At 70.0% G+C, this 24752-nt stretch carries 16 protein-coding genes and 1 riboswitch; of the genes, 6 read left to right on the top strand and 10 right to left on the bottom strand.

Features of this window, described 5'->3' with window-relative positions; all coding sequences use genetic code 11:
- Positions 1–101 precede the first annotated feature (101 nt).
- A riboswitch (SAM riboswitch) is annotated at positions 102–219 on the top strand.
- 14 nt (positions 220–233) lie between these two features.
- Positions 234–1496, top strand: coding sequence for a threonine synthase (gene thrC / locus QWI33_RS26145; RefSeq protein ID WP_289958115.1), 1263 nt, complete (start codon positions 234–236; stop codon positions 1494–1496).
- Positions 1497–1877: 381 nt separating this feature from the next.
- A complete protein-coding gene (locus QWI33_RS26150) occupies positions 1878–2900 on the top strand; it encodes a GNAT family N-acetyltransferase (protein ID WP_289958116.1) in 1023 nt (340 codons plus the stop codon).
- A 127-nt stretch (positions 2901–3027) separates the two neighbouring features.
- Here the strand turns inward: QWI33_RS26150 and QWI33_RS26155 are convergent, their stop codons facing one another.
- The 7 genes from QWI33_RS26155 to QWI33_RS26185 all read right to left on the bottom strand — a co-directional run bounded on the left by QWI33_RS26155 (position 3028) and on the right by QWI33_RS26185 (position 13178).
- Positions 3028–4083, bottom strand: coding sequence for a glycosyltransferase (locus QWI33_RS26155; RefSeq protein ID WP_289958117.1), 1056 nt, complete (start codon positions 4081–4083; stop codon positions 3028–3030).
- A 134-nt stretch (positions 4084–4217) separates the two neighbouring features.
- Positions 4218–5063, bottom strand: coding sequence for a potassium channel family protein (locus tag QWI33_RS26160; RefSeq protein ID WP_289958118.1), 846 nt, complete (start codon positions 5061–5063; stop codon positions 4218–4220).
- A gap of 50 nt (positions 5064–5113) precedes the next feature.
- Complete coding sequence (locus tag QWI33_RS26165; RefSeq protein ID WP_289958119.1) at positions 5114–7408, bottom strand: AAA family ATPase; 2295 nt, start codon at positions 7406–7408, stop codon at positions 5114–5116.
- 102 nt (positions 7409–7510) lie between these two features.
- A complete protein-coding gene (locus QWI33_RS26170; RefSeq protein WP_289958120.1) occupies positions 7511–7711 on the bottom strand; it encodes a hypothetical protein in 201 nt (66 codons plus the stop codon).
- Between the two features lie 334 nt (positions 7712–8045).
- Positions 8046–9953, bottom strand: coding sequence for a right-handed parallel beta-helix repeat-containing protein (locus tag QWI33_RS26175; RefSeq protein ID WP_289958121.1), 1908 nt, complete (start codon positions 9951–9953; stop codon positions 8046–8048).
- 378 nt (positions 9954–10331) lie between these two features.
- The gene (gene groL / locus QWI33_RS26180; protein WP_289958122.1) at positions 10332–11957 is read right to left on the bottom strand and encodes a chaperonin GroEL; all 1626 of its coding nucleotides are present in this window, start codon (positions 11955–11957) and stop codon (positions 10332–10334) included.
- Positions 11958–12227: 270 nt separating this feature from the next.
- The gene (locus tag QWI33_RS26185; protein WP_289958123.1) at positions 12228–13178 is read right to left on the bottom strand and encodes a hypothetical protein; all 951 of its coding nucleotides are present in this window, start codon (positions 13176–13178) and stop codon (positions 12228–12230) included.
- A gap of 176 nt (positions 13179–13354) precedes the next feature.
- Between QWI33_RS26185 and QWI33_RS26190 the strand changes: the two genes are divergently transcribed.
- A complete protein-coding gene (locus QWI33_RS26190) occupies positions 13355–14917 on the top strand; it encodes a peptide MFS transporter (RefSeq protein ID WP_289958124.1) in 1563 nt (520 codons plus the stop codon).
- On the opposite strand, the gene QWI33_RS26195 is transcribed toward QWI33_RS26190, so the two are convergent.
- Entirely contained in the window at positions 14914–16593 is a 1680-nt protein-coding gene (locus QWI33_RS26195) for a metallophosphoesterase (protein WP_289958125.1), read from the bottom strand. The two genes, QWI33_RS26190 and QWI33_RS26195, sit on opposite strands and share 4 nt — an antisense overlap.
- An 85-nt stretch (positions 16594–16678) precedes the next feature.
- Between QWI33_RS26195 and QWI33_RS26200 the strand changes: the two genes are divergently transcribed.
- Complete coding sequence (locus QWI33_RS26200) at positions 16679–17152, top strand: GNAT family N-acetyltransferase (RefSeq protein WP_289958126.1); 474 nt, start codon at positions 16679–16681, stop codon at positions 17150–17152.
- Between the two features lie 69 nt (positions 17153–17221).
- Here the strand turns inward: QWI33_RS26200 and QWI33_RS26205 are convergent, their stop codons facing one another.
- A complete protein-coding gene (locus QWI33_RS26205) occupies positions 17222–17716 on the bottom strand; it encodes a low temperature requirement protein A (protein ID WP_289958127.1) in 495 nt (164 codons plus the stop codon).
- A 487-nt stretch (positions 17717–18203) separates the two neighbouring features.
- Between QWI33_RS26205 and QWI33_RS26210 the strand changes: the two genes are divergently transcribed.
- Positions 18204–18695: a nucleotidyltransferase domain-containing protein gene (locus QWI33_RS26210; RefSeq protein ID WP_435367589.1), complete on the top strand. Its 492-nt coding sequence runs from the start codon at positions 18204–18206 to the stop codon at positions 18693–18695.
- Between the two features lie 61 nt (positions 18696–18756).
- On the opposite strand, the gene QWI33_RS26215 is transcribed toward QWI33_RS26210, so the two are convergent.
- Positions 18757–23034, bottom strand: a complete 4278-nt coding sequence (locus QWI33_RS26215) for a discoidin domain-containing protein (protein ID WP_289958129.1) — start codon at positions 23032–23034, stop codon at positions 18757–18759.
- A gap of 436 nt (positions 23035–23470) precedes the next feature.
- Here QWI33_RS26215 and QWI33_RS26220 point away from each other — a divergent pair, with 436 nt between their 5' ends.
- On the top strand, positions 23471–24448 hold the full coding sequence (locus tag QWI33_RS26220; protein ID WP_353895494.1) for a hydroxyacid dehydrogenase: 978 nt from the start codon (positions 23471–23473) through the stop codon (positions 24446–24448).
- Positions 24449–24752: the final 304 nt, after the last annotated feature.

Here is a 24752-nt window from a genome sequence, read left to right on the forward strand (position 1 = left end):
GTGTGCAGCTCACCGATCGGACCGGTGGGATTGCGAGGCCATCTCGGAACTTGGAACAACGGTTGCGGTTTCGCCCGTCTCACCCGTAGCATTCGGCTCGTACTTCATCCAGAGCAGCTGAGGGGTCCGGCCCTGCGAAGCTGCGGCAACCACCGACCCGCTTTTTCAGGGGCAGGCGGCAGGTGCCAATTCCGGCCCGCTGCGCGGGGAAGATGAGGGAGGAGCCTTCTCGTATGTCCAATACCCTGTTCGAAGACAGCCCGGCCAAGGGCCTGGTCTGCCGCAACTGCAACGCCACCTATGAGCTCGTGGCCCAGCACGCCTGTTGGCAGTGTTTCGGCCCGCTCGAAGTCGATTACGACCAGGCGGAGCTGGCGAAGGTCACGCGGGAGCAGATCGAGGCCGGCCCGCAGAACATCTGGCGGTACGCGCCGCTGCTGCCCGTCGGCGTCCACCCCGAGGACCGGGTGAGCCTGAACCCGGGCCTGACCCCGCTCATCGACGCGAAGAACCTCGCGAAGGCCCTGGGCATGCGCAAGCTCTGGGTGAAGGACGACTCGGCGAACCCCACCCACTCGTTCAAGGACCGCGTGGTGTCGACCGCGGTCTCGGCCGCGATCAAGCTCGGTTTCGACCGGTTCGCGTGCGCTTCGACGGGCAACCTGGCGAACTCGGTGGCCGCGCACGCCGCCCGCGCGGGCGTGCCGTCGATCGTGTTCATCCCGCACGACCTGGAGCCGGGGAAGATCGTCCAGTCGGCGATCTACGGCGGCAAGCTGGTCGCGGTGCAGGGCTCGTACGACGATGTGAACCGGCTGTGCTCGGAGCTGACGGAGACGGACGACTTCGAGACGACCGCGTTCGTGAACGTCAACATCCGCCCCTACTACGCCGAGGGCTCCAAGACGCTCGGGTACGAGGTGGCCGAGCAGCTCGGGTGGCGGCTGCCGGAGCAGGTCGTGGTGCCGATGGCCTCGGGCGAGCTCCTGACCAAGATCCACAAGGCGTTCGAGGAGTCGGCCGAGATCGGGCTGGTCGAGCCGGGCAAGGTGCGGGTCTTCGGCGCGCAGTCGGCCGGGTGCAGCCCGATCGCGGACGCGTACGCCGAGGGCACCGACGTGATCACGCCGGTGAAGCCGACGGGCATCGCGAAGAGCCTCAACATCGGCGACCCGGCGGCCGGGCCCTACGCGATCGAGGCGTGCCGCAGCACGGGCGGCGGCATGGCGAAGGTGAACGACGACGAGATCCGCGAGGGCGTGCGGCTGCTCGCGGCGACCACCGGTGTCTTCGCGGAAACGGCCGGCGGCGTGGTCGTCGCTACGCTCCGTAAGCTCCTGGAGTCGGGTCAGTTGGATCCGGAGGCCGAGACCGTCATCTACAACACCGGCGAGGGCCTCAAGACGCTCGATGCAGTGTCCTCGCTGGTCGGACCGACGCACACGGTGAAGCCTTCTTTGAAGGCGGCGAAGGAAGCGGGACTTCTGGAGTCCTGAGTAGAGCGGGAGTTTGGGAAGCATTTCCAGTCAAACGCTTTCCGAACTCCCGAATTTATCACTGTGAGTGACCAATGTGAATGGTTGTGTCGGATACCCGACAGAAATCAATCGCTCGGCGGGTCTTGACCCTATTCAGTGAATAAGCAAGAATTCTTCTTGCGGGAGGCCGCAGACGTCCTGTCGCCACTCACCCGGTTGACTGCGAGTCCTGGGGCTAGAACGTGTCGAGCAGCGCCAGCCGGTGTCAGGAACTGCGGTCTCCCGACCAATCCCTTAACGGTGGATTGCCCGCATCCTCACGCTCCCAAACCTTCTTCCAGCCCATTGCCGCCAGGTAATGGGCTTGCCGGTGTCGGTGCCTCCCGACACAATCGGCCCATGACCTATTTCGACATCGTTCGGGTCGACCCGAACGACCATGCGCTGGTGCAGTCCTGGTTCGCGGCCCGCGAGGCCGTCGCCACCCGCGACTGGCCCGGGACCAGGCCCTTGAACCCCGTCTACACCTGGGCCGCACTAGTTCTGGCCAGCAGCGACGTCCGCCGCGAGCGGTGGGCGGCGGTCCGCGACGGGCGCGTTCTCGGCCACCTCGACCTCTCGCTGCCGTTCCTCGACAACACCCACCTGATGAACCTCGAACTGGGCGTCCATCCCGACGAGCGCCGCCGCGGGGTCGGCTCGGCCCTGCTTCGGCACGCGGAGCAGCGCGCCGCGGAGGAGGGGCGGACCAGCGTCTCCTCATGGGTGCCCGTGCCCATCGAGGGCGGCGCGCCGATCAGCCCCGACGGCTCGCACTTCGCGGTCCACCACGGCTACCGGACCTCGCTCGAAGGCGCCACCCGAGTCTGCGACCTCGACGCGGTCGACGACACCGAGCTCGAACGGCTCTGGGACGCCGCCTGGGAGCGGGCCGAGGGGTTCGAGCTGATCACGTTCACCGGCGCACCGCCCCCCGAGCTCCTCGACGGGGTCGCGCACCTGCACGCCCGCATGTACACCGACATGCCGCTCGGCGACTGGGACCTCCAGGAGGCCGCGGTCGACGGCGAGCGGATCCTCAAAGAGGCGCGGGTGCGCCGCCTGCGAGGCGAGCTGCACCTCCAGGCCGTGGTGCGGCACAAGGAGAGCGGCGCGATCGCAGGTCTCACCGAGGTCATCGTGGAGGCCGGCGGCGAGGAGCACTGCATCCAGGGCGACACGATCGTCGACCCGCGCTTCCGGGGCCACCGGCTCGGCACGATCCTCAAGATCGCGAACCAGCGCGCGATCCGCCAGTGGCGGCCGAAGATGCGCTACGTGTGGACCGGCAACGCCACCAGCAACAGCCACATGATCGCCATCAACGAGGCGGTCGGCTACCGCCTGGTCCACCACGAGAACGTCTACCAGAAGAAGCGCTAAGGGGTGTTCGAGCGGTCCCGGCGAGTCGGTATCCGAGTCTTCGCTCGCAAGACGTGGGGGGTATGCGAAGGCCCGGCAACGCGGCGAATGGGCCGGACAGCGGCCGGCGGGGCCGCTCAACACTAGGTCAGCGGATGAGCTTCTCGTGCATGCGGCGGCGCTCGGCGTGGAGCCTCGCGATCTTCGCGTGCAGTGCCGCGTCGCCGTCGCCGCTGCGGGACATGGCCTCCCGCAGGTCGTGGATCTCCTGCTCGACGTCGAGGCCGCGCCGGTTGAGCAGGTGCAGGGTCTCGTGCGGTTCGGGTTCGGGCGTGCGCCGCAGCAGGCGCAGGCCCTCGGCGGTGATGCCGAACTGGGCGAGGGCGGCCGCGTCGAACACGACCGCGTTCGGGTGGTCGGCCACTTTGGACATCCGTTCGGAGCCTTCGCGCTGCTGGTCGGAGAGGCCGGTGTGGGCGTAGAGCCACCACATGGTCTCGCCGTCGATGTGCCGGACGCTCACCCCGCCGGGGACGAGCTTCTGCGCGAGCGTGGAGTGGTTGCGGCGATAGACGCTCAGGGCGCGCGACGCCGGCTCCAGCAGGCTCAGGCCGATCGAGGGGCTGTGGTGGTAGGTGCGGTGGCCGGCGGCCTCCGACGGCACCCAGTTGCAGCCCAGCGTGGGCGAGAGGATGGCGGGGGCGGCGCTGCCTTCGGCCAGGTACGCGGCGGCGGTCTCGTGGAGGCGGCCGACGAGGTCGCGGTGGACCGCGTCGTCGTCGTCCAGGCGCGTGGTGAGGGCCCAGCCCCTGCCGCGAGTGCGAGCCTCCTCGCGGGTCCAGGCCACGAGGTCGGGGACGAAGTCGCGCTTGAGCTCGGTCTCGGCCAGGTGGATCCAGGGCCTGTCGGCGGCGAGCGCTTCGAGGCGCCGCCGGGCGACCGGGGGCATCTCGCGGTCGATCGCGATGTACCACACGAAGTCGCGGTGGGTCTGCGCGTCGAGCGAGGCGAGCGTCAGGTGCTCCAGGAGGAGTTGGCGGTAGGCGAACCACTGCTCGTCGAACACGCCGATGCCGTGGCGGGTGGCGATGACGTGCAGGAGTTCCGAGGAGGCCGGGAGCGGTCCGGCACTGGCCGGTGCGGCGTTGCGGATCGTGCGCAGCCTGCGGCGCAGCCGCGCGGGCAGCAGTCGCGTCAGTCGCATGGAGTTCCCTCCCGGAAGGGTGCGGCGGCGGCCGCGGCGGCGCGCCACCGCGCAGGCTAGTGCCCGAGGGTGAAGGGCGGGCCAACTCCGGGACAACGGCGCGGGAACGCTCAATCCCCTGTGGAGTCGTATGCTCAGTTCGCGGAGGCGTTGCCGGGCAAGGGATCGGCGCGCGGGGCAGGCACTTCCGCGGGATCGTCGCCCGCGGGCTCCGGCACCAGCACCGCGTGGATCTCCGCGAGCTGCAGCTCCAGCCGCTGCAGCCGCGAGCGCAGCTCGACGAACTCGGCGCGCTCGGCGGTCTCCTCGGCGGCCGAGACGCGGTCGACGAACCAGGACGCGAGCGAGCCGCTCACCAGGCCGACCAGGCCGATGGCCGCGAACATCAGGAACGCCGCGATGGCCTTGCCCTCGACGGTCTGGGGCACCATGTCCCCGTAACCCACCGTGGTGGCGGTGACGATCGACCACCACAGGGCGTCGCCGAAGTCGGCGACCTGGGTGTCGGGGGCGTGCCGTTCGGCGTCGAGGATGGCCAGGCTGGAGATCAGCAGGATCATCCCGGTCACGGTGACCACGTAGAAGACGGCCTGGAAGCGCTTCGAGGCCTGCGCGTGGCGGCGGAACACCTCGGCCAGCAGCACGACGATCCGCAGCACCCGCAGCGGGCGCAGCATGGGGAGCAGGACCATGACGAGGTCGAGCGGATGCGAGTAGACGAATCGCCACCGGTTCCCGCGGCCCGCCATCGCGAACCGGACCGCGAAGTCGACCCCGTACACCGCCCACACCAGGGCGTAGACCGCGGTGGCGGCGGAGCCGACCCACGCCGGGAGCCCCGGGTAGAGGATCGGGACCGCGTAGGCGGCCAGGAACAGCAGGGCGAGGGCGAACAGCGGCAGGTTGGTCGCGCGCTCCCAGGCGGTCAACTGGGGAGGCCAGTGCGAGGGGTCGGCGGGGTGCGTCGAGGAATCGGACATCGCCCCAGGTTATCCAGCGGAGCGTGCGCGCGCGGTCCTCCGGCGGGCGGTCAGCCTTCCCGGTTGTGGGCGTAGTTCTCCAGGTACTCCAGCTGCTCGGGGTCGAGACTGGGGCGCACGCGCTCCATCGCCTGGGCCACATGGGAGGCGGTGACGATGCTGGCGTCCAGGGACTCGCGCATCGCGGTGAGCGCGGCCTCGCGCACGAGCGCGGCGCAGTCCGCGGCCGAGTAGAGCCACAGCTCGTCGGCGACCTCGTCGAGGTTCACGTCATCGGCGAACGGCACGTTCTTCGCGTTGGCGCGCAGGATGTCCGCGCGGCCGACCGCGTCCGGCGGGGGCACGTACACGAGGCGTTCGAGGCGGCCGGGCCGCAGCAGCGCCGGGTCGATCATGTCCGGCCGGTTCGTCGCGCCCACGACCACCACGTCCCGCAGGGACTCGGCGCCGTCGAGCTCGGTGAGCAGCGCGGCGACCACGCGGTCGGCGGTGCCGCCGTCGGTCCCGCCGCCGCGGACCGGCGCGAGGGCGTCGAGCTCGTCGAAGAACATCAGGGTCGGGCTGGCCTGGCGGGCGCGGCGGAACAGCTCCCGCACGTTCTTCTCCGACTCCCCCACCCACTTGTTCAGCAGCTCGGAGCCCTTGACGCTGAGCACGTTCGCGTGGCCCTCACCGGCGACGGCGCGCACGATGTAGGTCTTGCCGCACCCCGGCGGTCCATAGAGGAGGATGCCGCGGGGGGCCTCGATGCCCAGGCGCGTGAACGCGTCCGGGTAGGTCAGCGGCCAGAGCACGGTCTCGGTGAGGGTCTGCTTGAGGCCCTCCATGCCGCCCACGTCGGCGAGGGTGAGCCCGCCGAGCTCGACCGAGTCGCCGGACATGCTCGTGGGCCGCACCGATTCGAGCGCGCCGTCGAAGTCGGTGCCCTGCAGGGCGGTCGCGCCGCCGGCCTTGGCGCGCATGGCGGCCCGCACACCCGCCTCGCGGACCATGACGGCGAGGTCGGAGGCCACGTAGCCGGGGGCGCGGTGCGCCACGTGCTCCAGCTTCACGTCCTCGGCCACCTTCATGCCGCGCGTGAAGTACACGAGGAGGTCGCGGCGGGCGTCGGCGTCCGGCATCGGGACGACGACCTCGTGCTCCAGGCGCGAGCGCAGTGCGGCGTCGACGTCCTCGACGCGCGCGGTCGTGCACACCACGGCGTGCTCGCCGGCTTCGGCGAGGACCTCGTCGCAGAGCTGGGTGAACATGGTGCCCAACGGGGTCCGCTTCCCGGCCGGGGCGATCGCCTCGACCCCGCGCACCAGGAGCACGCCCGGGACGGTGAGCGCGGCGACGGCGGCGCGGAGCCGGTCGGCCGCCGCGTTCGCCTCGAGCGCGGCCAGGTCGTGCCCGGAGACCTCGCTGACGCGGGCGCCGACGGCGGCCGCGACCGAGCGGGCCACGGTGGCCTTCCCGGCGCCCGAGGGCCCCGAGACGAGCACGCCGAGCGCCATGTCCGTCCCCACCACCTTCAGGACCTCGCGGTGGTTGAAGCCGAGGTCGAGCAGTTCGCGCAGCTCCTCAGCGGGGATCTTGGCGCCGGCCAGCTCCTCGTAGGGGATCGGCGCGATGCCCGGCTGGGCCTCAGGGGTCGCGGCGACGCGGCCCTGCGGCTCGGTGCGCGGGCGGGTCGCGGCGGCCTCGCCGCCGGAGTAGGCGGCGGGCATCGCGGCGCGGGCGCGGCCGAGGTTCGCGACGCGGCCGGACTCCAGCGGCAGGTCGATGGAGGCCGGGGCGTCGTGCTCCCACTCCACGCGCGTGTCCGAGGTGATCATGGCGCCGCTGGCGGGGCTGGCCTCGACCACGTTGAGCACCATGGTGGTCCAGCCGATGCCGAGGGTGTTGTTGAGCGTGCGGCGGGTGGCGGCGACGATGTCGCGCTGCGCGTCCCCCAGCTCGATCGGCAGGAGCGACACGTCGTCGCCCTCGCCCACGACCTTCGACAGGAGCGCCAGGCGCAGCGTGTCGGGGTCGACCACGGCCACCGCCGAAGCCGGGCCGGAGAGGACCACGCGGTCGGCGGCGGCGAGGTCGACGGGCGAGAGGCGCACCGGGTCGCCGTCGCGCGCACCGATGTTCCCCAAGGTCAGGTCGTCGGCGTAGAGGGCGCGCCGGGACGCGTACCGGTCGGCGGCCAGCGCGATCGCGGCCGTCGTGCGCCGCCCCGTGAGCTCGACCGCGTCGCCGGCGCGGAGGCCGAGGGCGGTGAGGGCTTCGGGGTGGAGGCGCACGATGCCGCGGCGGGCGTCGAGCCCGGCCTTGGCGCGGGTCGCTGTCAAAGTGAGGGAACCAGAGTCGGTCACGTCGCACAGCCTATTACGGCCCGGCCGCAGTCGGCGACGCTCACAGTGCGCCGGTCTTGCCACACCGGCAACTCGCGCGCGGTGCGCGGCTTTCGCGGGCGGCTACTCCTCGGCAGGGGAGAGTTCCATGCGGTAGACCTGGCGGCCGTCCTCGAGGAGGATCGCGGCGGCGGCGCCCTGGTCGGCGAACTCGCGCCACCGTTCGCCGAGCCACGACTCCGCGTCGCCCTGGCTGCCCAGGTCGCTGTCCGGAGTTTCGATCGCGTTGCCGTCGGCGTCTTCGAGATTCCAGGTCCAAGTCATGGCACCACAGTACGTGATCGGGCCCTGTCGCGGCTGCCGAGTGCGTCGGCCTCCGCACGCCGCATCGCCCTTGTGCGGCAGGGGCATGGGCGCACCCGCGGCAGCGACGCGCTCGTCGCCGGCCACCTTGCGGGTTTCCTGGACCGCCTGTTCCGGAGCTGGAGGGTGAGGGTGGCGAGGACGAGGACCCCTCCGGTGATCCAGATCCGTAGGCGAGCGCGGCCGCGCCGCCCAGCGACCAGGGGATCAGGCGCCAGGCGGCGGGGTTGCGGTCGAGCGGTCGTCGGGTGCCGGCACGGTTTCCGGTCAGCGTGCGAGCGCCCAGGGGCCGCGCTCACCAGTCGAAGCGGTCGTGGGCCGGGGCGGTCACCGGGGTGCGCTCGACCGGCTCCGGTTCTTCCTCGCGGCGGCGGCGGGGGCCGAACGCGAGGCCCAGTGCGACGAGTGTCCACAAGGGTAGGAGCGCGACCCAGAGCCAGGCGGGGGCGACCGGGACGTACGGGAGGGTCATGACCGCGCGGTCGACCGCGTCGAGCACCGCGATCGCGCCGATGAGGCCGGTGAACAGCCCGAAGAACGTCATCCCGCACTGCCGCCAGGAGCGCCCGGCGAGCAGCCAGCCGACGCCCCACAGGCCGATCGCCAGCGCCTCGTAATCGGCCCGGCCCGACCAGATCGCGAGGACGAGGAGCAGGCCGCCCGCGCCGGTCGCCATGGCGGAGAACGTCATGCGGCCCGCGCGCGGGGGCTCGTCGGTGCGGGCGGCGGCGAGCCAGCCGGCACCGGTGAGGAACAGCAGCGAGGCGGCGAAGACCACGGCCGCCTGGAACTCGAGGCGGTCGGTGAAGCGCGCGCCGAACCAGTCGCAGCCGTCGGGGAGGTCCTCGGTCCCGGCGACACCGCAGACCGCGGTCTTGAGCGCCTTCAACGGATCACCGGCGATGCGCGAGGGCTGCAGGCTCGCATCGCAGTCGGGGAGGACTGCGGGGGAGGACCGGAAGACGCCGGGCTCGTCGAAGCAGAGGCCGGTTCCGGTCCCGTCCCACCACAGGTCGACCTGGTTGCGTTGGCGCTGGCCGTCCTCGCGGATGCCGAAGGTGTTGCCGGAGAAGGTGTTCTGGTCGCCCGCCGCCTGGTAGTCGGTGCCGGTCTCGCCCCAGGCGGCGATCGCGGCGGTCTGCTGGTCCCAGATGCGGTTGCCGGTCGCGGTCAGCTTGTCGGATTCGGCGACGAGGAGGCCGACGCCCGCGGGCAGGGCGAAGTCGGGGCAGCGGACGTCGTCCCAGGCGCGCTCGCCGAGGGGTGCTCGGCAGGCGGCCGTGCCGAGCTGGTCGTAGTGGCCGGTGTTGTTGCCGTACAGGAGGTTGTCGGTGACGTCCACTCCGGGGATGTCGGGTCGTGCGCCGGTGTGGTCGACGGCGATGCCGGTCGTGTTGCCGTGCAGGCGGTTTCCGGCGATGCTGCCGGTCGCGTCCATGCCCCGGTACCAGACGCCGACCGTGTTCCCGGTGGCCTCGCAGCCGTTGACGTCGGCGTCGGACTGCTCGATGAGGATGCCCGCGGTGTCGTTGGACTCGGCTCGGCAGTCGGTGAGCGCCACCGCGCGCGACCCGGTGACGTGGATGCCGGCGCCGCCGCTCTGGACCGCGGCGACGGCTTCGACGGTCGCGCCCTGGGAGCGGAGGTCCAGGGCTTGCTCGCGGGCCTGTGCGAGGGTGAACCCCTTGAGGTACAGGCCGGGTGCGCCGTCGACTTCCATGACCGTGTCGAGTGCGAAGCGGCCGGAGAGGAGGACGTCTTCGGGGCTGTCGCCGCGGCCCTCGATCTGGAGGTTCTGGAGGTCTTCGGGGATGCGCGCGGGTTCGTCGAGCGTGTAGTCGCCGGGCAGGATGAGCACGCGCATCCCGGGTTCGGACTGTGCGAGCGCGGCGGGGAGCGAAGCGAAGCCGGTGTCCTGGCAGTCCTCGTAGAGGCGTTCGTTCTCGAGGCGGCGCAGGTACTCCACTCCCTCGTTCCGTGCCGCGAACGTCTCGGGGTCGGCGGGGCAGACGAGGAGGTAGGAGCCGTCCTCGCGGTACGCGGGCGGTTCGATGGTGCGCTCGTAGACGGGGATGTCGGGGTAGGGAGGCTCGTCGGGGCGGTCTTGGGCGGCGAGGAGTCCGCTCAGCCCTATGGCCGCGAAGGCGATCAGGATGAAGACGGCCATCGCGAGGCGGTGCTGGGGGCGGGGCGCGGGGGGCACGGGCTCAGGGTAACGCGAGGCGCACTCGATGTGAAGGGGCGGAATGCGATGGGGCGCAGTCGGTTCGGTCCCCTCGGCGATCCCCGGGCAGTCCCCCGCCCTCCCAGGGGGGCGACCCCGGTTCAAGTGTGCCGCCGGGGTCCGACAGAAAACCGCCGTTCTTACCGTCGTAAGGAAATCTGTCACCCGAAAGAGTGCCTGCGGCGGCGGTAACGCGGCATACCGTCCTTGGAGGGGGCGGTATGCCGCGCTTGCGCAGCGGACTACGCCGTCTGCACTGGCAGCCAGTACAGAGAAAGGGAGAACCACTCACAATACAGTGAGCGGTTCTCCCCCGCAGTACTCAGTCGGCCTGAGCAGCCGGTCCCGAAGGACTGGCTACATCATGCCGCCCATGCCGCCCATGTCGGGCGCGCCGCCGGCGGATTCCTTCTCCGGGGCGTCGGCGACGACGGCCTCGGTGGTGAGGAACAGCGCGGCGATCGACGCGGCGTTCTGCAGCGCCGAGCGGGTGACCTTGGTCGGGTCGGGGATGCCCGCGGCGAGCATGTCCACGTACTCGCCGGTCGCGGCGTTCAGGCCGTGGCCGGTGGGCAGGTTGCGGACCTTCTCCACCACGACGCCGCCTTCGAGGCCGGCGTTCTCGGCGATGGCGCGCAGCGGCGCACCGAGCGAGCGGCGCACGATCTCGACACCGGTCGCCTCGTCGCCGTCGGCCTCGATCTTGTCGAAGGCGATCGCGCCGGCCTGGGCCAGCGCGGTGCCGCCGCCGGCGAGGATGCCCTCTTCGACGGCAGCCTTGGCGTTGCGCACGGCGTCTTCGACGCGGTGCTTGCGCTCCTTGAGCTCGACCTCGGTGGCCGCGCCGACCTTGATGACGGCCACGCCGCCGGCGAGGCGCGCCAGGCGCTCCTGCAGCTTCTCGCGGTCGTAGTCGGAGTCGGAGTTGTCGATCTCGGCGCGGATCTGGTTGATCCGGCCCTGGATCGCCTCTTCCTCGCCACCGCCGTCGACGATGATGGTGTCGTCCTTGGTGATGACGACCTTGCGGGCCTGGCCCAGGAGGGACAGGTCGGTGTTCTCGAGCTTGAGGCCGATCTCCTCGGAGATGACCTGGCCGCCGGTGAGGATGGCGATGTCGCCGAGCATGGCCTTGCGGCGGTCGCCGAAGCCGGGGGCCTTGACGGCGGCCGACTTGAAGATGCCGCGGATCTTGTTCACGACGAGGGTCGGGAGGGCTTCGCCGTCCACGTCCTCGGCGATGATCAGGAGCGGCTTGCCGGTCTGGGTGACCTTCTCCAGGGTCGGGAGCAGGTCCTTGACCGCGGAGATCTTCTGGTTGGCGACGAGGATGTACGGGTCCTCGAGCACGGCCTCCATGCGGTCCTGGTCGGTCACGAAGTAACCGGACAGGTAGCCCTTGTCGAAGCGCATGCCCTCGGTGAGCTCGAGGTCGAGGCCGAAGGTGTTCGACTCCTCGACGGTGATGACGCCTTCCTTGCCGACCTTCTCCATCGCCTCGGCGATGATGGCGCCGACGGTGACGTCGCCCGCAGAGATCGAAGCGGTGGAAGCGATCTGCTCCTCGGTCTCGACCTCGGTGGAGGTGGACTGGAGGTGCTCCACAACGGCGGCGACGGCCTTCTCGATGCCCTTCTTGATGGCGATCGGGTTGGCGCCGGCGGCGACCGCGCGGAGGCCTTCCTTGACGAGGGCCTGGGCCAGCACGGTGGCGGTGGTGGTGCCGTCGCCCGCGACGTCGTCGGTCTTCTTGGCGACTTCCTTGACCAGTTCGGCGCCGATGCGCTCGTACGGGTCTTCGAGCTCGATCTCCTTGGCGACGGACACACCGTCGTTGGTGATCGTCGGGGCGCCCCACTTCTTGTCGAGCACCACGTTGCGGCCCTTCGGGCCGAGGGTCACCTTGACGGCTTCAGCGAGGGTGTTCATGCCCCGCTCGAGCCCGCGGCGAGCCTCCTCGTCGAATGCGATCATCTTCGCCATGGTCGATGGCTTCCTTTCGGATAACGTTCGTGGTCGACGGTGAGGCGGCATCCCCGCGACGGTGAGCCTGTGCAGGCTCGACCACCTCATCGCGTTCTTAGCGTTCTTAGCACTCGCCAGCTGCGAGTGCCAGCTCCAGGTATAGCACTCTCGCCTTGAGAGTGCCAATCCGGGGCGCGAAACAAGTGGTAAAAAGCGGCCTCGGCGACGCTTGCGGGCCGTAAACGAGCAAGGAGGCCCGGGCTGGCGCCCGGGCCTCGCTGGTGCGGTCTACGGATTCGGTGGCGGCGGCGGGGCCGGGTGGCCCGGTTCGCCGGGCTCGGCCGGGTCGACGGCGACGCCCGCGGCCTCCGCGGAGAGCGAGGTGGCCGAGACGGATTCGGCGCGCCCGCGCAGCCACGCGTACGTGCACAGGGACGCGGCGAGGATCCAGATCATGGGCACGAGCAGGAGCAGCGCCATGACCGCCTCGGTGAGGACGGTGAGCACGGTGGCGAGCCAGGACGCGAAGACCGCGTGCCAGACACCGGCCAGGAGCAGGCCGACGAGGGAGATGATGAGGTTCGCGGCGATGGCGACGAGGACGACGATGACGATGCGGCCCAGGGCGGGCCAGAACGCCGAGTGCGTCAGCTGGATGGAGCGGGCGTAGGGACTGCGGCGGGCCTCGAAGACGGCGGCGGGCGCCATGAGGCTGAGCGCGAAGATCGCCCACAGGCCGGGCAGGACGCAGAGCACGAGGCCGACGGCGATGGTGACCCAGGCGAGCAGGAGCCACAGGAAGAACCGGCCGCCGCGCTTGAAGCCGAAGGAGAAGGCCTCGCCGAGGGCGAGGAAGCCGCCGGCCGCTTCGGCGGCGGCGGTGCGCACGGCGGCGAGCGCGGCCGAGCCGGAGACGTAGAGGACGGCCAGGGAGAGGATCGCGCCGATGACGCCCACGGCGACGCCGGGGCTGTACTCGCGGACGATCGTGCCCCAGTCGGTCTGGTCCACGTCGATGTGGGGGGTGCGCACGGTGTTGTTGAACGCGCCGAGGACCCAGCGCGGCAGGACGACCCCGATGAGGAGGATGAGGCCGACCGTGCGCCAGGAGCGCTGCACGACGTCCATCGACGCGTGCCACCAGCCCTCGAACGTGTCGGTCACCAGGGGGTCGCCGCCGGAGAAGCGGCCCGAGGGCTCGCCGCCCTGCCCCGCGTTCCAGTATGGATCGTCGCTCATACGCGGGATCTTAAGGCAATGAACGGTGCATATCAGACAAACAGCTGCAACGCATCCGTTCGGGGATGACACGTTCGCGCATTCCCCTGCCCGGCCGCCCCCGAGCCACTACCGTACGCAGGTATCGGTGCACGTCGCGCCGGTAGAAGAGACCGCCGAGCACACCGGGAGCGCCGATGTCCCACCGCGAACCGCGACCGGTCGGCCGCGAGAAGACCTTCTTCGGGCATCCCCGCGGCCTCGCCGTCCTCTTCGGCACCGAGATGTGGGAGCGGTTCAGCTTCTACGGCCTGCAGGGCATCCTCCTCACGTTCCTCGTCGCCGACACCGCGCAGAACGGCCTCGGCCTCGCCGACACCGTCGCCGTCCCGATCGCCTCGCTCTACTCCGGGCTCGTCTACCTGACGGCGCTGCCCGGCGGCTGGCTGGCCGACCGCATCCTCGGGCCCCGCCGCGCCGTCCTCATCGGCGGCATCATCATCATGGCCGGCCACATCTCCATGGCCATCCCCCTCGACAACCCGGCGATGGTCTTCTTCGGCCTCTTCCTCGTCGTCGCCGGCTCGGGCCTGCTGAAGCCGAACATCTCCGTGATGGTCGGCAAGCTCTACGACGGCGACACCGACGCCCGCCGCGACGCCGGGTTCTCCGTGTTCTACATGGGCATCAACCTCGGCGCGTTCCTCGGCATCCTCATCACCCCCTACCTCGCCGGGGACGACCGGTGGCACCTCGGCTTCGGCGCCGCCGCGGTCGGCATGGCCCTCGGCCTCCTCTGGTACGTGCGCGGCTGGCCGCGCCTGTCGAACGCCGGCATCGGCCCGGCCCGCCCGCTCAGCGAAGCCGAGAAGAAGCAGTCCGCCAAGATCATCGTCATCGCGCTGGCCATCGCGGCCGTCGCGATCGCGATCTGGGCCTGGACCGGGACGCTCACCCTCTCCACCGTGCCCACGGTCGTCACGGGCCTCTCGATCGCCGCCGCCGTCTGGTACTTCGTCTACATCTTCGGCGAGGCCAAGGACATCACGCCCGCCGAGAAGGCCGGGCTGCGCGCCTACGTGGGCCTGTTCATCGCCTCGGTCGTGTTCTGGATGCTGTACCTCCAGATGGGCTCCGTGCTCACCGCGTTCGCCGCGAACTCCGTCGACCTCGACTCGTGGGGCTTCCACCTGCCCGCCGGCGGGGTCCAGAACTTCAACTCGATCTTCATCCTGATCTTCTCCCCGATCTTCGGCGTCATCTGGCTGAAGGCCGGCACCCGCTTCGGGACCGCGTACAAGTTCGCGGTCGGCGTGTTCCTCGTCGGCTTCGCGTACGTGTTCCTCGGCTGGCTCCAGACCCGCGCCGACGACGGCGTGCTCGTCGGCCTCGCCTGGATGGCCTGGGTGTACCTGCTGCTCACCTTCGGCGAGCTGTGCGTCTCCCCCGTCGGCCTGAGCGTCACCACGCAGCTCGCCCCGCCGAACCTCAAGGGGCAGATGATGGGCGTGTGGTTCCTCGGCCCCGCGGTGGGCACACCGCTCGGCGGGCAGGCGTTCGCGTTCCTCGTGCCGAGGGTCGGCGAGGCCGCGTTCTTCTACATCCTCGCCGGCATCGCGATCCTCACCGCCGTCGTCCTCGCGATCTTCAGCCCCGCCATCCACCGGCTCATGGGCCGCGGCGGGCACGGGCCGAACGCGACGCTCGAGACGCCGCCCGAACCCGAGTTCGGCAGGGGCTCGGACGGCCGCGTCGACTAACCCGACTTGAACCACTCGCCGGCCTGGGCCATCAGGCGGCGCACGGGATGCTGCGGGGGCAACTCGGCACTGCGCGGCCCCGGGTGGAGGGCCGAGAAGCCCGGCTCGATGAGCCGCGGCTTGAGCGGATCGACCGGCTTGATGAACGAATCCGTCGGCGCCCCGTCGGGATCGGCGACCCAGCGGCGCGACACGCGGTCCAACCCGATCGGGTACACCGTGACCCCGTCCGACGCGACCTTGATCCGCAGGAAGCACTTCTGATCGATCACCGACATGCCCGCGAACAGCTCGTTCGCGTTGACGCCCAACCGGTTCGCCACCACCAGGTACAGGCCCACGACCCACGTGCCCGCCAGCCCCGCCAGCGGCAGGTACGCCAGGTACGTCCACAGGCTCACGTCGTCGAACATCTTGATCGCCTGGGCCCCGCCCCACGACAAGGCCACCTGCGCCAGGCCGTGCAGGCCCCCGAGCGTGTAATGGCGCGACGTGCGGCTGCCCTGACCCGGGTGCGCGAAACCGACCCCGGCCCCCAGGAGCACCGCCGTCACCGCCACGAACGTGCCCGTGCCCTCCAGAATGGACACCGTCGCGATGAGCCCCACCACCGCCATCAGCGCCACGAAGCCCTTGTTGAACCACGGCAGCCGCGCGAAGATCCCGAACGCGTACCCCATCGACTTCGCCTTCGACGGATACGCCTGCGTCAACCGGTAGTCCCGCTCGCGCGCATCGGGTTCGGACACCGACTTCCGCGGCGCCGTCAACTCCTCCGGCAGTGTGTGCGTCGGCGACAGGTACGCGCCCCCGCCGCCGGCCGTGACCAGGTGGCGTGAGCCGTCGATCTCCTCGTAGTGCGCGTAATGGTGGCGGTCGCCGGTGACCACGAGCGGCACCCGCGCGCCGCGCGCCGCCACCACGTCCCGGATGAAATGGTCGATCCGGTCGAACGAGCGCGGATCGTCCTCCGTCCACAGCCAGGAGGGCTGCGGCACGCACAGGATCACCTGGTCGCCCTGGCGCATCCGCTGCGCCGCATGCCGGAAGTACTCGATCTGCGTCTGATCCAGATGCGTGTCGAACTGGGCGTCCACCGCGAACAACCACCAGCGGTGCGGCAGCTCCAACGCGAAATACGACCGCTTCTGATACGTCCGGTACCCGCCCACCTTCCGGCCCTCGGTGAACTGCCGCGCGAACGCCGTCAACCCGTCGAACCAGTCGTGGTTCCCAGGGATCGCATACAGCGACACCGGACTGCCCGGGTTCGCCGCCTCGTACGGGCCCTTCATCCGCTGCTCGTACTCGAGCCAGTCCCCCGCCGGGTACACCTCGTCGCCGCCCATGATGAGCACCGACCCGCGCGGCAGCCGCTCCCCGGCCACCTCGAGGTGCTCCTGCGCCATCAGGTACGCGACCGAGTACGTCGCATTGAAACCGTCCCCCACGTCCGCCACGTAATCGAGCCACAGCTCATCGGCGTCCGCATGGTTGAACACCCCCTGCGGGCGGCCCCCGATGATCTCGCGCTTGTCCACATAGCCGCCGAAGACCCGCGCCAGCCCGAACCGCATGCTCGTATCGAGCAGCGTGCGCGGCGACAACCAGCGCACCGGCCCCTGCGGCCGGAAACGGAGCTGCTCAGGACTGAGGTCCTTGGGGCGGTGGGACATAGACCACATCATGGCACGTTCTGCGCGCCAAGGGAACCCGAGAAACCGCCTAGGCGAACGCCCGATCCGCCCGTAAGCTCCCGGCATGACGAACGCACGCCACGCCGAACTCGGCGACATCGACGAGATCATCCGGCTCCGCGAGGTCATGCTCGCGCCCTGGTTCGACATGAGCGACACCGGCTGGAAGCCCGAGACCGCCGCGATCCTCCAGCGCCGCCTCGACGAGCCGAAACCGACGATGGCCGTCACCGTCGTCGAGGCCCCGGACGGCTCGGGCGCGCTGGCGTCCTGCGCGACCGGGGTGATCAGCGAGCGGCTGCCGAACCCGTTCAACCCTTCGGGGCGGTACGGCTGGATCTTCAACGTGGTCACCGATCCGCAGTGGCGGGGCCGCGGGTACAGCCGGGCCTGCACGAAGGCGCTGCTCGACTGGTTCGAGGACCAGAGCGTGCACGTCATGGAGCTGCTCGCTTCGCAGGAGGGCGAAGGGCTGTACCGGGAACTCGGGTTCACGGTCTCCGAGGAGCCGGCGATGCGGCTGAACCGCAACCGCTGAACGGCCGCCGCACTCGTAGGAGCCGGCTCCGCTCTCACCCGCCTGGGCCGGCTCCGCCGACCGCTCGCCTCACTCGTCGACGTCCATGGACGGCAGGCGGAACCAGCCGGAGGCCGCGAGCGAAAGCAGCAGTACGACGGCGAGCGCGAGGGCCGCGAGGACGAGGGCGGGCAGCGCGAACGCGATGAGCGCGAGCACGGCGAGGCAGCAGAGGGCGGCGATCCGCGAGGCGGCGATGCGGCCGCTGTCTGCGCGGGTGAGGACGAGTTCGCCGACGAGGTAGACCGCGGGACCACCGAGGACGGTGGCGATCGCGGTGGTGTCCGCGGTGCCCCAGGGATCGGCGAGTACGAGCAGCGCGCCGACGCCGATGAGGACGGCAGCGCCGACCATGAGGGCGTGCGCGAAAGCGGAGGCGCGACGAAAGTCCTCAGGCGCGGCAGCGCGCTCGTCATCGCCGGGGCGAGCGCCGAGATAGAGGCGCCAGACGACGACGAGGGTAGCCAGCCCCAGGACCACCGCGGCCACGCCACCCGCACCGAACTCCACGCCGCCGAGGATCACGACCGCCTCCCGAAGGGCCGCAACGCAGACGAGCGGACGCGAGCGGCACCGGAGCCCCCGACCCCGCGAGAGCACTTCCAGCGAACCCGGCCGCCGGAGGCCTCCACACCCCCGAAGTTATCCACAGGCAGTTGACCTGCAGTAACACTGATTTTGCGGTGAGTTATCCACAGGCGGAAAACTTCTGTTGCCACTCCACTACCCATCGTGTTGTAGTAGATGGCAAAAACGCCATCGGGCATCAGCGGGATGGCGGCGACAGAAGGGGATTCGCGAACGTCGCCATACCGAGGTCGCGCGCGGCAATCCGGCCGCGCGCGGTCCCCGCCAGATGCCCTACCGCCCCTCGCTCCCGCGGGAGCACACGCGGGCGGCCGAGACACCACCTCGGCCGCCCGCACACCCGACACGCTCATCGGCTGATCGTAACCACGGACGCCCGGTTTGTACGGCTCGCCGGGAACCCGCGACTACGATCGGCGCGATGATGCAGTCGGAACAGGCCATAGCGGTGCTCGGCGAGATCGAGCGAGCAGGATTGTCAGTGTGGGTCGGCGGCGGCTGGGGGATCGACGCGTTGCTCGGGAAGCAGACGCGTCCGCACCGCGACCTCGACCTCCTGCATGTGGCCGGCGAGGAATCCCGGCTCATGGCACTGCTCGCAGGGCTCGGGTTCGCCGAGACCGTCGACTGGCGGCCGGTGCGGTTCGTGATGGCGCACCCGGACGGCCGGGAGATCGACCTGCACCCGCTGGTGTTCGCCGCGGACGGGTCGGCCGAGCAGGCCTCGCTCGAGCCCGGGAAGCCGTTCCTCTACCCGGCTTCGGCCTTCGCCGAGGGCGGCATCGACGGCATCGCGGTGCCGTGCCTTTCGGCTGAGCAGCAGGTGCACTTCCACCAGGGCTATGAGCCCGCGGACCGGGACCTTCACGACATGGCGCGCCTGCGCGAGGCGTTCGGCATCGCCACTCACTTCTAGAACGCGAAAAGGCAAGGGCCCCAAGCGCTTCCGCGCTTGGGGCCCTTTTCGTCGAGCTGCGTCAGGCCTTGGTCAGACCGTCGATCGCTGCGGCAAGGGCTTCGGTGGCGGTGTCCACCTCTTCCTGTGTGGCGCCCTTGTCGTCGTTGGCGGTGGTCGCCGCGTCGCGGGCGGCGACCAGGGCCGCCCAGGTGTCGGCGGTCCAGTCGGTCTCGGTGAGTGCGGCCGCGTCGTCGAGGTGGACGGCGAGGCCGGACTTGTCGATGACTTCGACGATGAACTGGAGTTCAGCGACGTTGCAGTAGCCGTTGCCGCCGCTGAGGCGCAGGGCCCCGTAGTGGACGGGCTCGGCGAGGGCGACCGTGTTCCAGCCGCGGACCGGGGTCCCCGTGCTCGCGAACTTGGTCCAGGTCGCGCCGCCGTCGTTCGATCCCTGGATTTCCAGGCCGGTCGCCCGCAGATGCGCGTTGTCCCGCGGGAAGTACTTCACGCCGACGATCGTGTATGCGGTGCCGTCGGCGGGGAGCACGGTGTTGGTGCAGGACTTCGTGGTCGTGTCCGTCCACGTGCCGGTGTTGCCGTCGAACATCCGCCAGCCGTTGGCGGCCGCGCTGGTCGCGCCGTCGGCGGTCGCGGTGCTGGCCGCGACCCAGGACTGGTCGAATCCGGCGGGCGCTTCGGCCGCCGCGGGGTCCAACAGGTCCCAGGCGTTCACGAGTCGCTGGGCGAGGTCCTGCTCGTCGGCGTCCGGTTCGGCCAGGGCCGCGCGGACCGCAGCGACCTCGCGTGGGAAGAGGATCTGCGAGCCTCGGGTGTAGCCGCTCAGGTCCACGGCGTCGGCGCGCTCCAGGAGCGGGTCGATGTCGTAGACGGGCTCGCCGAAGAGCCGCAGCTCCGCGATGTAGATCGGCGCGCTGTTCGTGACCCTCAGGTAGCGGTAGCCGTCCGTGTGCTCCGCCGGGAGGTTCTGCCACGTGAGGGTCTTGTACGACGCGTCGGCGACCGTGGTCCAGGTCGTGAGGTCGTTCGAGCCCTGGATCACCTGGTCGTCCATGCGGCGCACGCCTTCGCTGTCCTGGCGCGCAAGGTAGTCGATGCGGTCCACGCTCACCTGCGTGCCCGCGCCGAAGTCCCAGACGAGGTAGGTCTGGCCGTCGACGGCGGGCACGTCGCTGAACGTGTTCGCCTTGCCGTCGAGCATGTTCGCCGCGTGGACGGCCTTGGACTGGTCGGCCGTACCGTCCGCCTTGACCACTTCGGCGTCGGCGAGGTCGATCAGGTTGCTCTCGTCCGAGCCGTACAGGGCGGTGCCGTCGGTGGCGCCGTGGATCGTCGCTGCCGTTTCACCGTCCTCTGTGGTGTGGTCGACCACGAGGTCGAGGCGGCCGCCGCCGGTGAGGTCGCCGAGCGTGCCCGTGGCCGTCCACGACAGCGAATCCTCGCTGGTGGCCGTGAGTGCTTGCCCTCCGACGCTGACCGCGACGTCGCTGACGGGCTTCGCGCTGGTGAAGGTCACGTTGACGTCGGCGCCGGCGGTCACCCTGCCCGCCAGGGCGCCCGGTGAGGCCACCGAGACGTCGGCGATGTCGCCGGTGACTTCAGAGCGGTCGCCGAAGACGTGGAACTCGCCGAGGGACCAGATGCCCGGGTAGGCGGGGTCGATCGGCGGGGCCGGATCGTCGATCTGGAGCTTCAGGTAGCGGTACTCCTTGCCGCGGTGCTCGGCGACGACGGGGATGGTCTCCATGTCGTTGGTGTCGCCGGTGGGCCGCTCGGTGAGGAGGTCCCAGGTGATGCCGTCGTTGGAGCCGTACACGTTGGTGCCCTGCGAGCGCATCGGGAACGAGAAGCGGGCCTGGAGGCCGAACTCCTCGACCGAGACGCGGTACCGGGTGCCGTAGTCGAACGTGACGAACCCGACCCGCAGGTCGCCGAAGTGGCTGTGGGTGTTGCCGTCGGCGAGGGCGCGGGCCTGGTCCGCGGTCATGTTGGCAGGTGTGACCGCATTGCGGTAGTCCAGCGATCCGTCCGCCAGGCGCGGGTTGAGCAGTTCGAGCCCCTCGATGGCGTCGAGCAGGGCCTGGAACGCGGTGCGGAACTCCTCGTCGGTGCCGTTCTCGGACGCGTCGCGCGCGGCGGCGAGGGCGGCCCGGTAGGGCTCGTCGGAGACCGTGGTGTAGACCGCGCCCTCTTCGGTGCCGTCGGCGACGGCGGCGTCGATCATCTTGGGCCGGTTCTTGGCCACGACGATCTCGAAGGTCCGCGTGGAGAGGGCGTCGCCATCGTCGGCGATGATCTGGACGTTGTGGGTGCCGCGGTCGTGCGGGGTCGGCTTCCAGGTCAGCGTGCCGGTCTCGGCGTCGAGTCCGGCGCCTTCGGGCAGGCCGGCGGCGGTGTACGCCGGAGCGCTGCCCGTGTCGGTCGCGCCGAGTTCGAACGTCGAGGTCGCGTCCGGCCACAGGTAGTACCTGCCGCGCGCCTGCTCGAAGACGGGTGGGCTGAGTTGGGTCTGGGCGTTGAACATGAGGCTGTCCATGTCCACAGTGGTGCCGTCGCCGGTGATCCGGTAGTACTGGGTGTGGGGTCCGGCGGCGGGGTAGGTGATGTACCGCCATTCGCCTTGGGTGTCAGGCAGTTCGATCCGGGCCATGACGCCCGGCTCGGGTTCGGCCTCGTTGCGGGGGTCGCGCTCCTCCTTGTCGAGCACTTCGAGGACGGCGGGGCCGTCGGTGCGCACGCGCACGCCCAGCTTGCTGGAGCCGGGGTACATCACGCGGCTGACGACGCTGACGGTGCCGTCCGCGTCAGCGGTGGCGCGGGCGAAGGTCAGCTCGTCCTCGGTGACGATCTCGGTGCCGTCGTCGAGCGGGAGGCCGTAGTTGCCGAAGGTGAGGGCGGTGTCCTCGACCGGGGCCGGCTCGGTGCCGGCGATCTCGGGCGGGAACGCCACCCAGTACTCGACGCTCTTGTCGCCGGCGCTCCAGAAGTTGTTGACGCCGGTCCCGTAGCTGTAGAGGGGGCCGTCCATGCGCTCGTTGAGGAGTGCGACGTTCGGTGCCTCGGTCTCGACGTCGACGCCTTCGACGTACTTGTACTGGTAGTACAACTCGTTGAGCGCGTTGAACATCCGGCCGCGGTAGGCCGGTGAGACGGTCCCGCCGGTGCCGCGGTCGTCGATGTACTTGGTGGGCAGGCCCATCATGTAGCCGTCGAAGGCGTTCGCGCCGGCGAGGAGCCGGTTGCCGAGGAAGCCGTAGGCGCTCACGGCGTCGTCGGCGGTGGAGACGGTCCCGTCCTCGGGGTCCACTTCGGTGCCCTGGACGTGGAGGAAGCGCGCCAGTGCGGCGAAGTTGTCGATGTTGCACTCGGCGTGGGCCTGGTCGCGGCCCATTTCGCGGAGTTGCACGAAGTCTTCGCCGTAGGGGTTGGCGGGGTCGTCGGCTTCGATGAGCGGGATCTGCTGCGCGAGTCCGCCGCTGGTGTAGTTCACGAATTCGGAGTTGACGGTGAACCACTCGACGCCTTTGGCGTAGGCGGCGGTGTCGTCGGCGTAGATCGCGGTGGCGATGCGGCCGTAGAGCCCGAAGTTGTGCTGGTTCATCCACTTCTCGGGCGAGTAGAGGAACGTCTCGACGAGTGGCTGGGCGAAGTTGCCGAGCAGGTTCGCGTCGTCGTCGGCGGTCCATTCGACGCTGTAGCCGTCGTGGGTGCCGGGGGTGTCGTCGGCGACCGGTTCGGTGGCGCGGATGATCTCGGCGGCCATGAGGAACTGGGAGAGCGGTTTGCCGGTGTGGATGTGGGCGTCGGGGAAGTACTTGAATCCGTCGGGGTTCATGCTGGCCCAGGTGCGCAGGGCCTGGATGGCGTTCTTGCGGTAGACCTCGTTGCCGGTCATGACCCACATGAGGGATTGGCTGAGGGCGCCGAAGGAGTCGGCGGTCTCGCGGCCGCGGAGGCCTCCGTGGTTGAAGTTCGGGTCGAGCGCGACGTCGGGTTGGGCGGCGGATTTGGAGTTGGTCGCGCGGTAGGTCTTGGAGGTGGCGCCGGTCTTGGTCATGGCGTCGAAGTAGGAGGCCCAGGGTTCTTGGCCGGTGCGGACCATGTCTTGGGCGTTGCGCAGGTCGTCGGCGGAGAGGCCGACGCCGGGGTGGACGAATCCGGCGTCGCTCACGGTTTCGTTGACCTGTACGACGTGGTCGGTGAGGAGTCCGGCGTAGGGCGGTGGGTCCTGCTCCTGCGCGTGTGCGGGGGGCGGTGCGGCGACTACCGCGATGCCCGCCGCGAGGGCGGCGGCGAGCGCGATGAGGCGCGGCCGCTTTCGTCGGTCGACTTGCGTCATTGCACGTCCTTTCGGGTTGGGGCCCGTGGGGGTGGGCCTCGCATGAGGGGGTGGAGGCGTGGTGCCTCGGGTTTGCGGGCGGCGGGTGCCGGCGTGGCCCGGTCGGGTGCGTTGGCGGGGGGATATCGGGATTCGTCTATGCGGACGATAGCGGTTGCGGTGGCGAGAATCAAGGCTTGAGCAGATAACGTTCTCTGCTCAGTGAGGTGGTGTTCTGAGGCCGTGAAGGCCGGTTACCGAATCGTTATCTTTTATGAATCTTGTTGTCTAGCTGCATGATCGACTGGTGCGACGGGTGATCTGGCACAAGTTCGGTGACATTGGTCGATCTGCGGGTCTCGACAAGCCGGGGTTTCAGATCTAACTTAGAAACCGATATCTATCCGGCGACCCTGAAGGACCCCGAGTGGCAGACCGACCCAGAGCGCTCTTGGCCATGAGCCCTGAGTTCCTCCATCAGCTCTTCCCCGAGCCGCTCATGCGGCGTCTCGCCGCCGTGCTCGACTTCGACCCCGGTCTCGTCGTCCAGGACTTCGCCGAGCCCGCCGCGAAGGCGGCGCTCGCGGAGGCGGAGGTCGTCGTCTCCAGTTGGGGTGTGCCGAGGCTGAACGACGACGTGCTGGCCGGGGCGCCGAACCTCAAGGCCGTGCTGCACGCGGCCGGGACGGTGAAATGGCTTCTCGGCGAGGCCGGCTGGGCGCGGGGCGTGGTCGTCTCGAGTTCGTCGGGGGCGAACGCGCTGCCGGTCGCGGAGTACACGCTCGCGTCGATCCTCCTGGCGGGCAAGGGCATCTTCCAGCTCCGCGAGGACTTCCGCAAGGAGCGGAGCTTCACGCTCGGCTACATCCACCCGGATGTGGGCAACTTCGGCCGCACCATCGGCATCGTGAGCGCTTCGAAGATCGGGCGGCGCGTGCTGGAGCTCTTGCGGCCCTTCGATTTCACGGTGCTGCTGTACGACCCGTTCGTGGACGCGGCGGAGGCGGCGGAGCTGGGCGCGGTGTCGGTCGGGCTCGATGAGCTGGTGGCCCGGGCGGACGTGGTCAGCGTCCACGCCCCCGACCTGCCCGAGACCGAGCACCTCATCAACGCGGAGCGGTTGGCGCTCATGCGGGAGGGCACGGTGGTGGTCAACACGTCGCGCGGGCGCCTGGTCGACACGGAGGCGCTCACCGTGGAGCTGCTCAACGGGCGGCTCTCGGCGGTCATCGACGTGACGCATCCGGAGCCGCTGCCGGCGCATTCGCCGCTCTACGATCTTCCGAACGTCTTCCTGACGCCGCATGTGGCGGGTTCGCACGGCAACGAGCTGTCCCGCATGGGCCTGTTCATGGTCGAGGACGCCGAGCGGTACGCGGCGGGCGAGCCGCTGCTGCACCGCGTGGATGCCGAGACGTTGTGGAGGCAGGCGTGATGCGGCGAAGATAGAAACCGATATCTAATCGTTTTCCGGTCGAACCGACGACAGGAAAGCGCCTGCGGCTTTGGCAACGAATTGGCATCATGCTGGGAATACGTTGCGCCGCAATCGAAAACCACTCGCCGGGAGCCGAGAATCCGCAACGCGAATCATTGACTGATTTCCATCTCTGGTGATAGCGTTATCTCCCCGGCGACCTGGTGCGGCACCCGGCAGGACTCCCGCACCGACTGCCGAATTAACCTTCACGGCAGCCTCATCCCTCACCCCTGTATCAACGTTGATCTAAGGAGGCCCC

The organism is Glycomyces tritici (assembly GCF_030403505.1).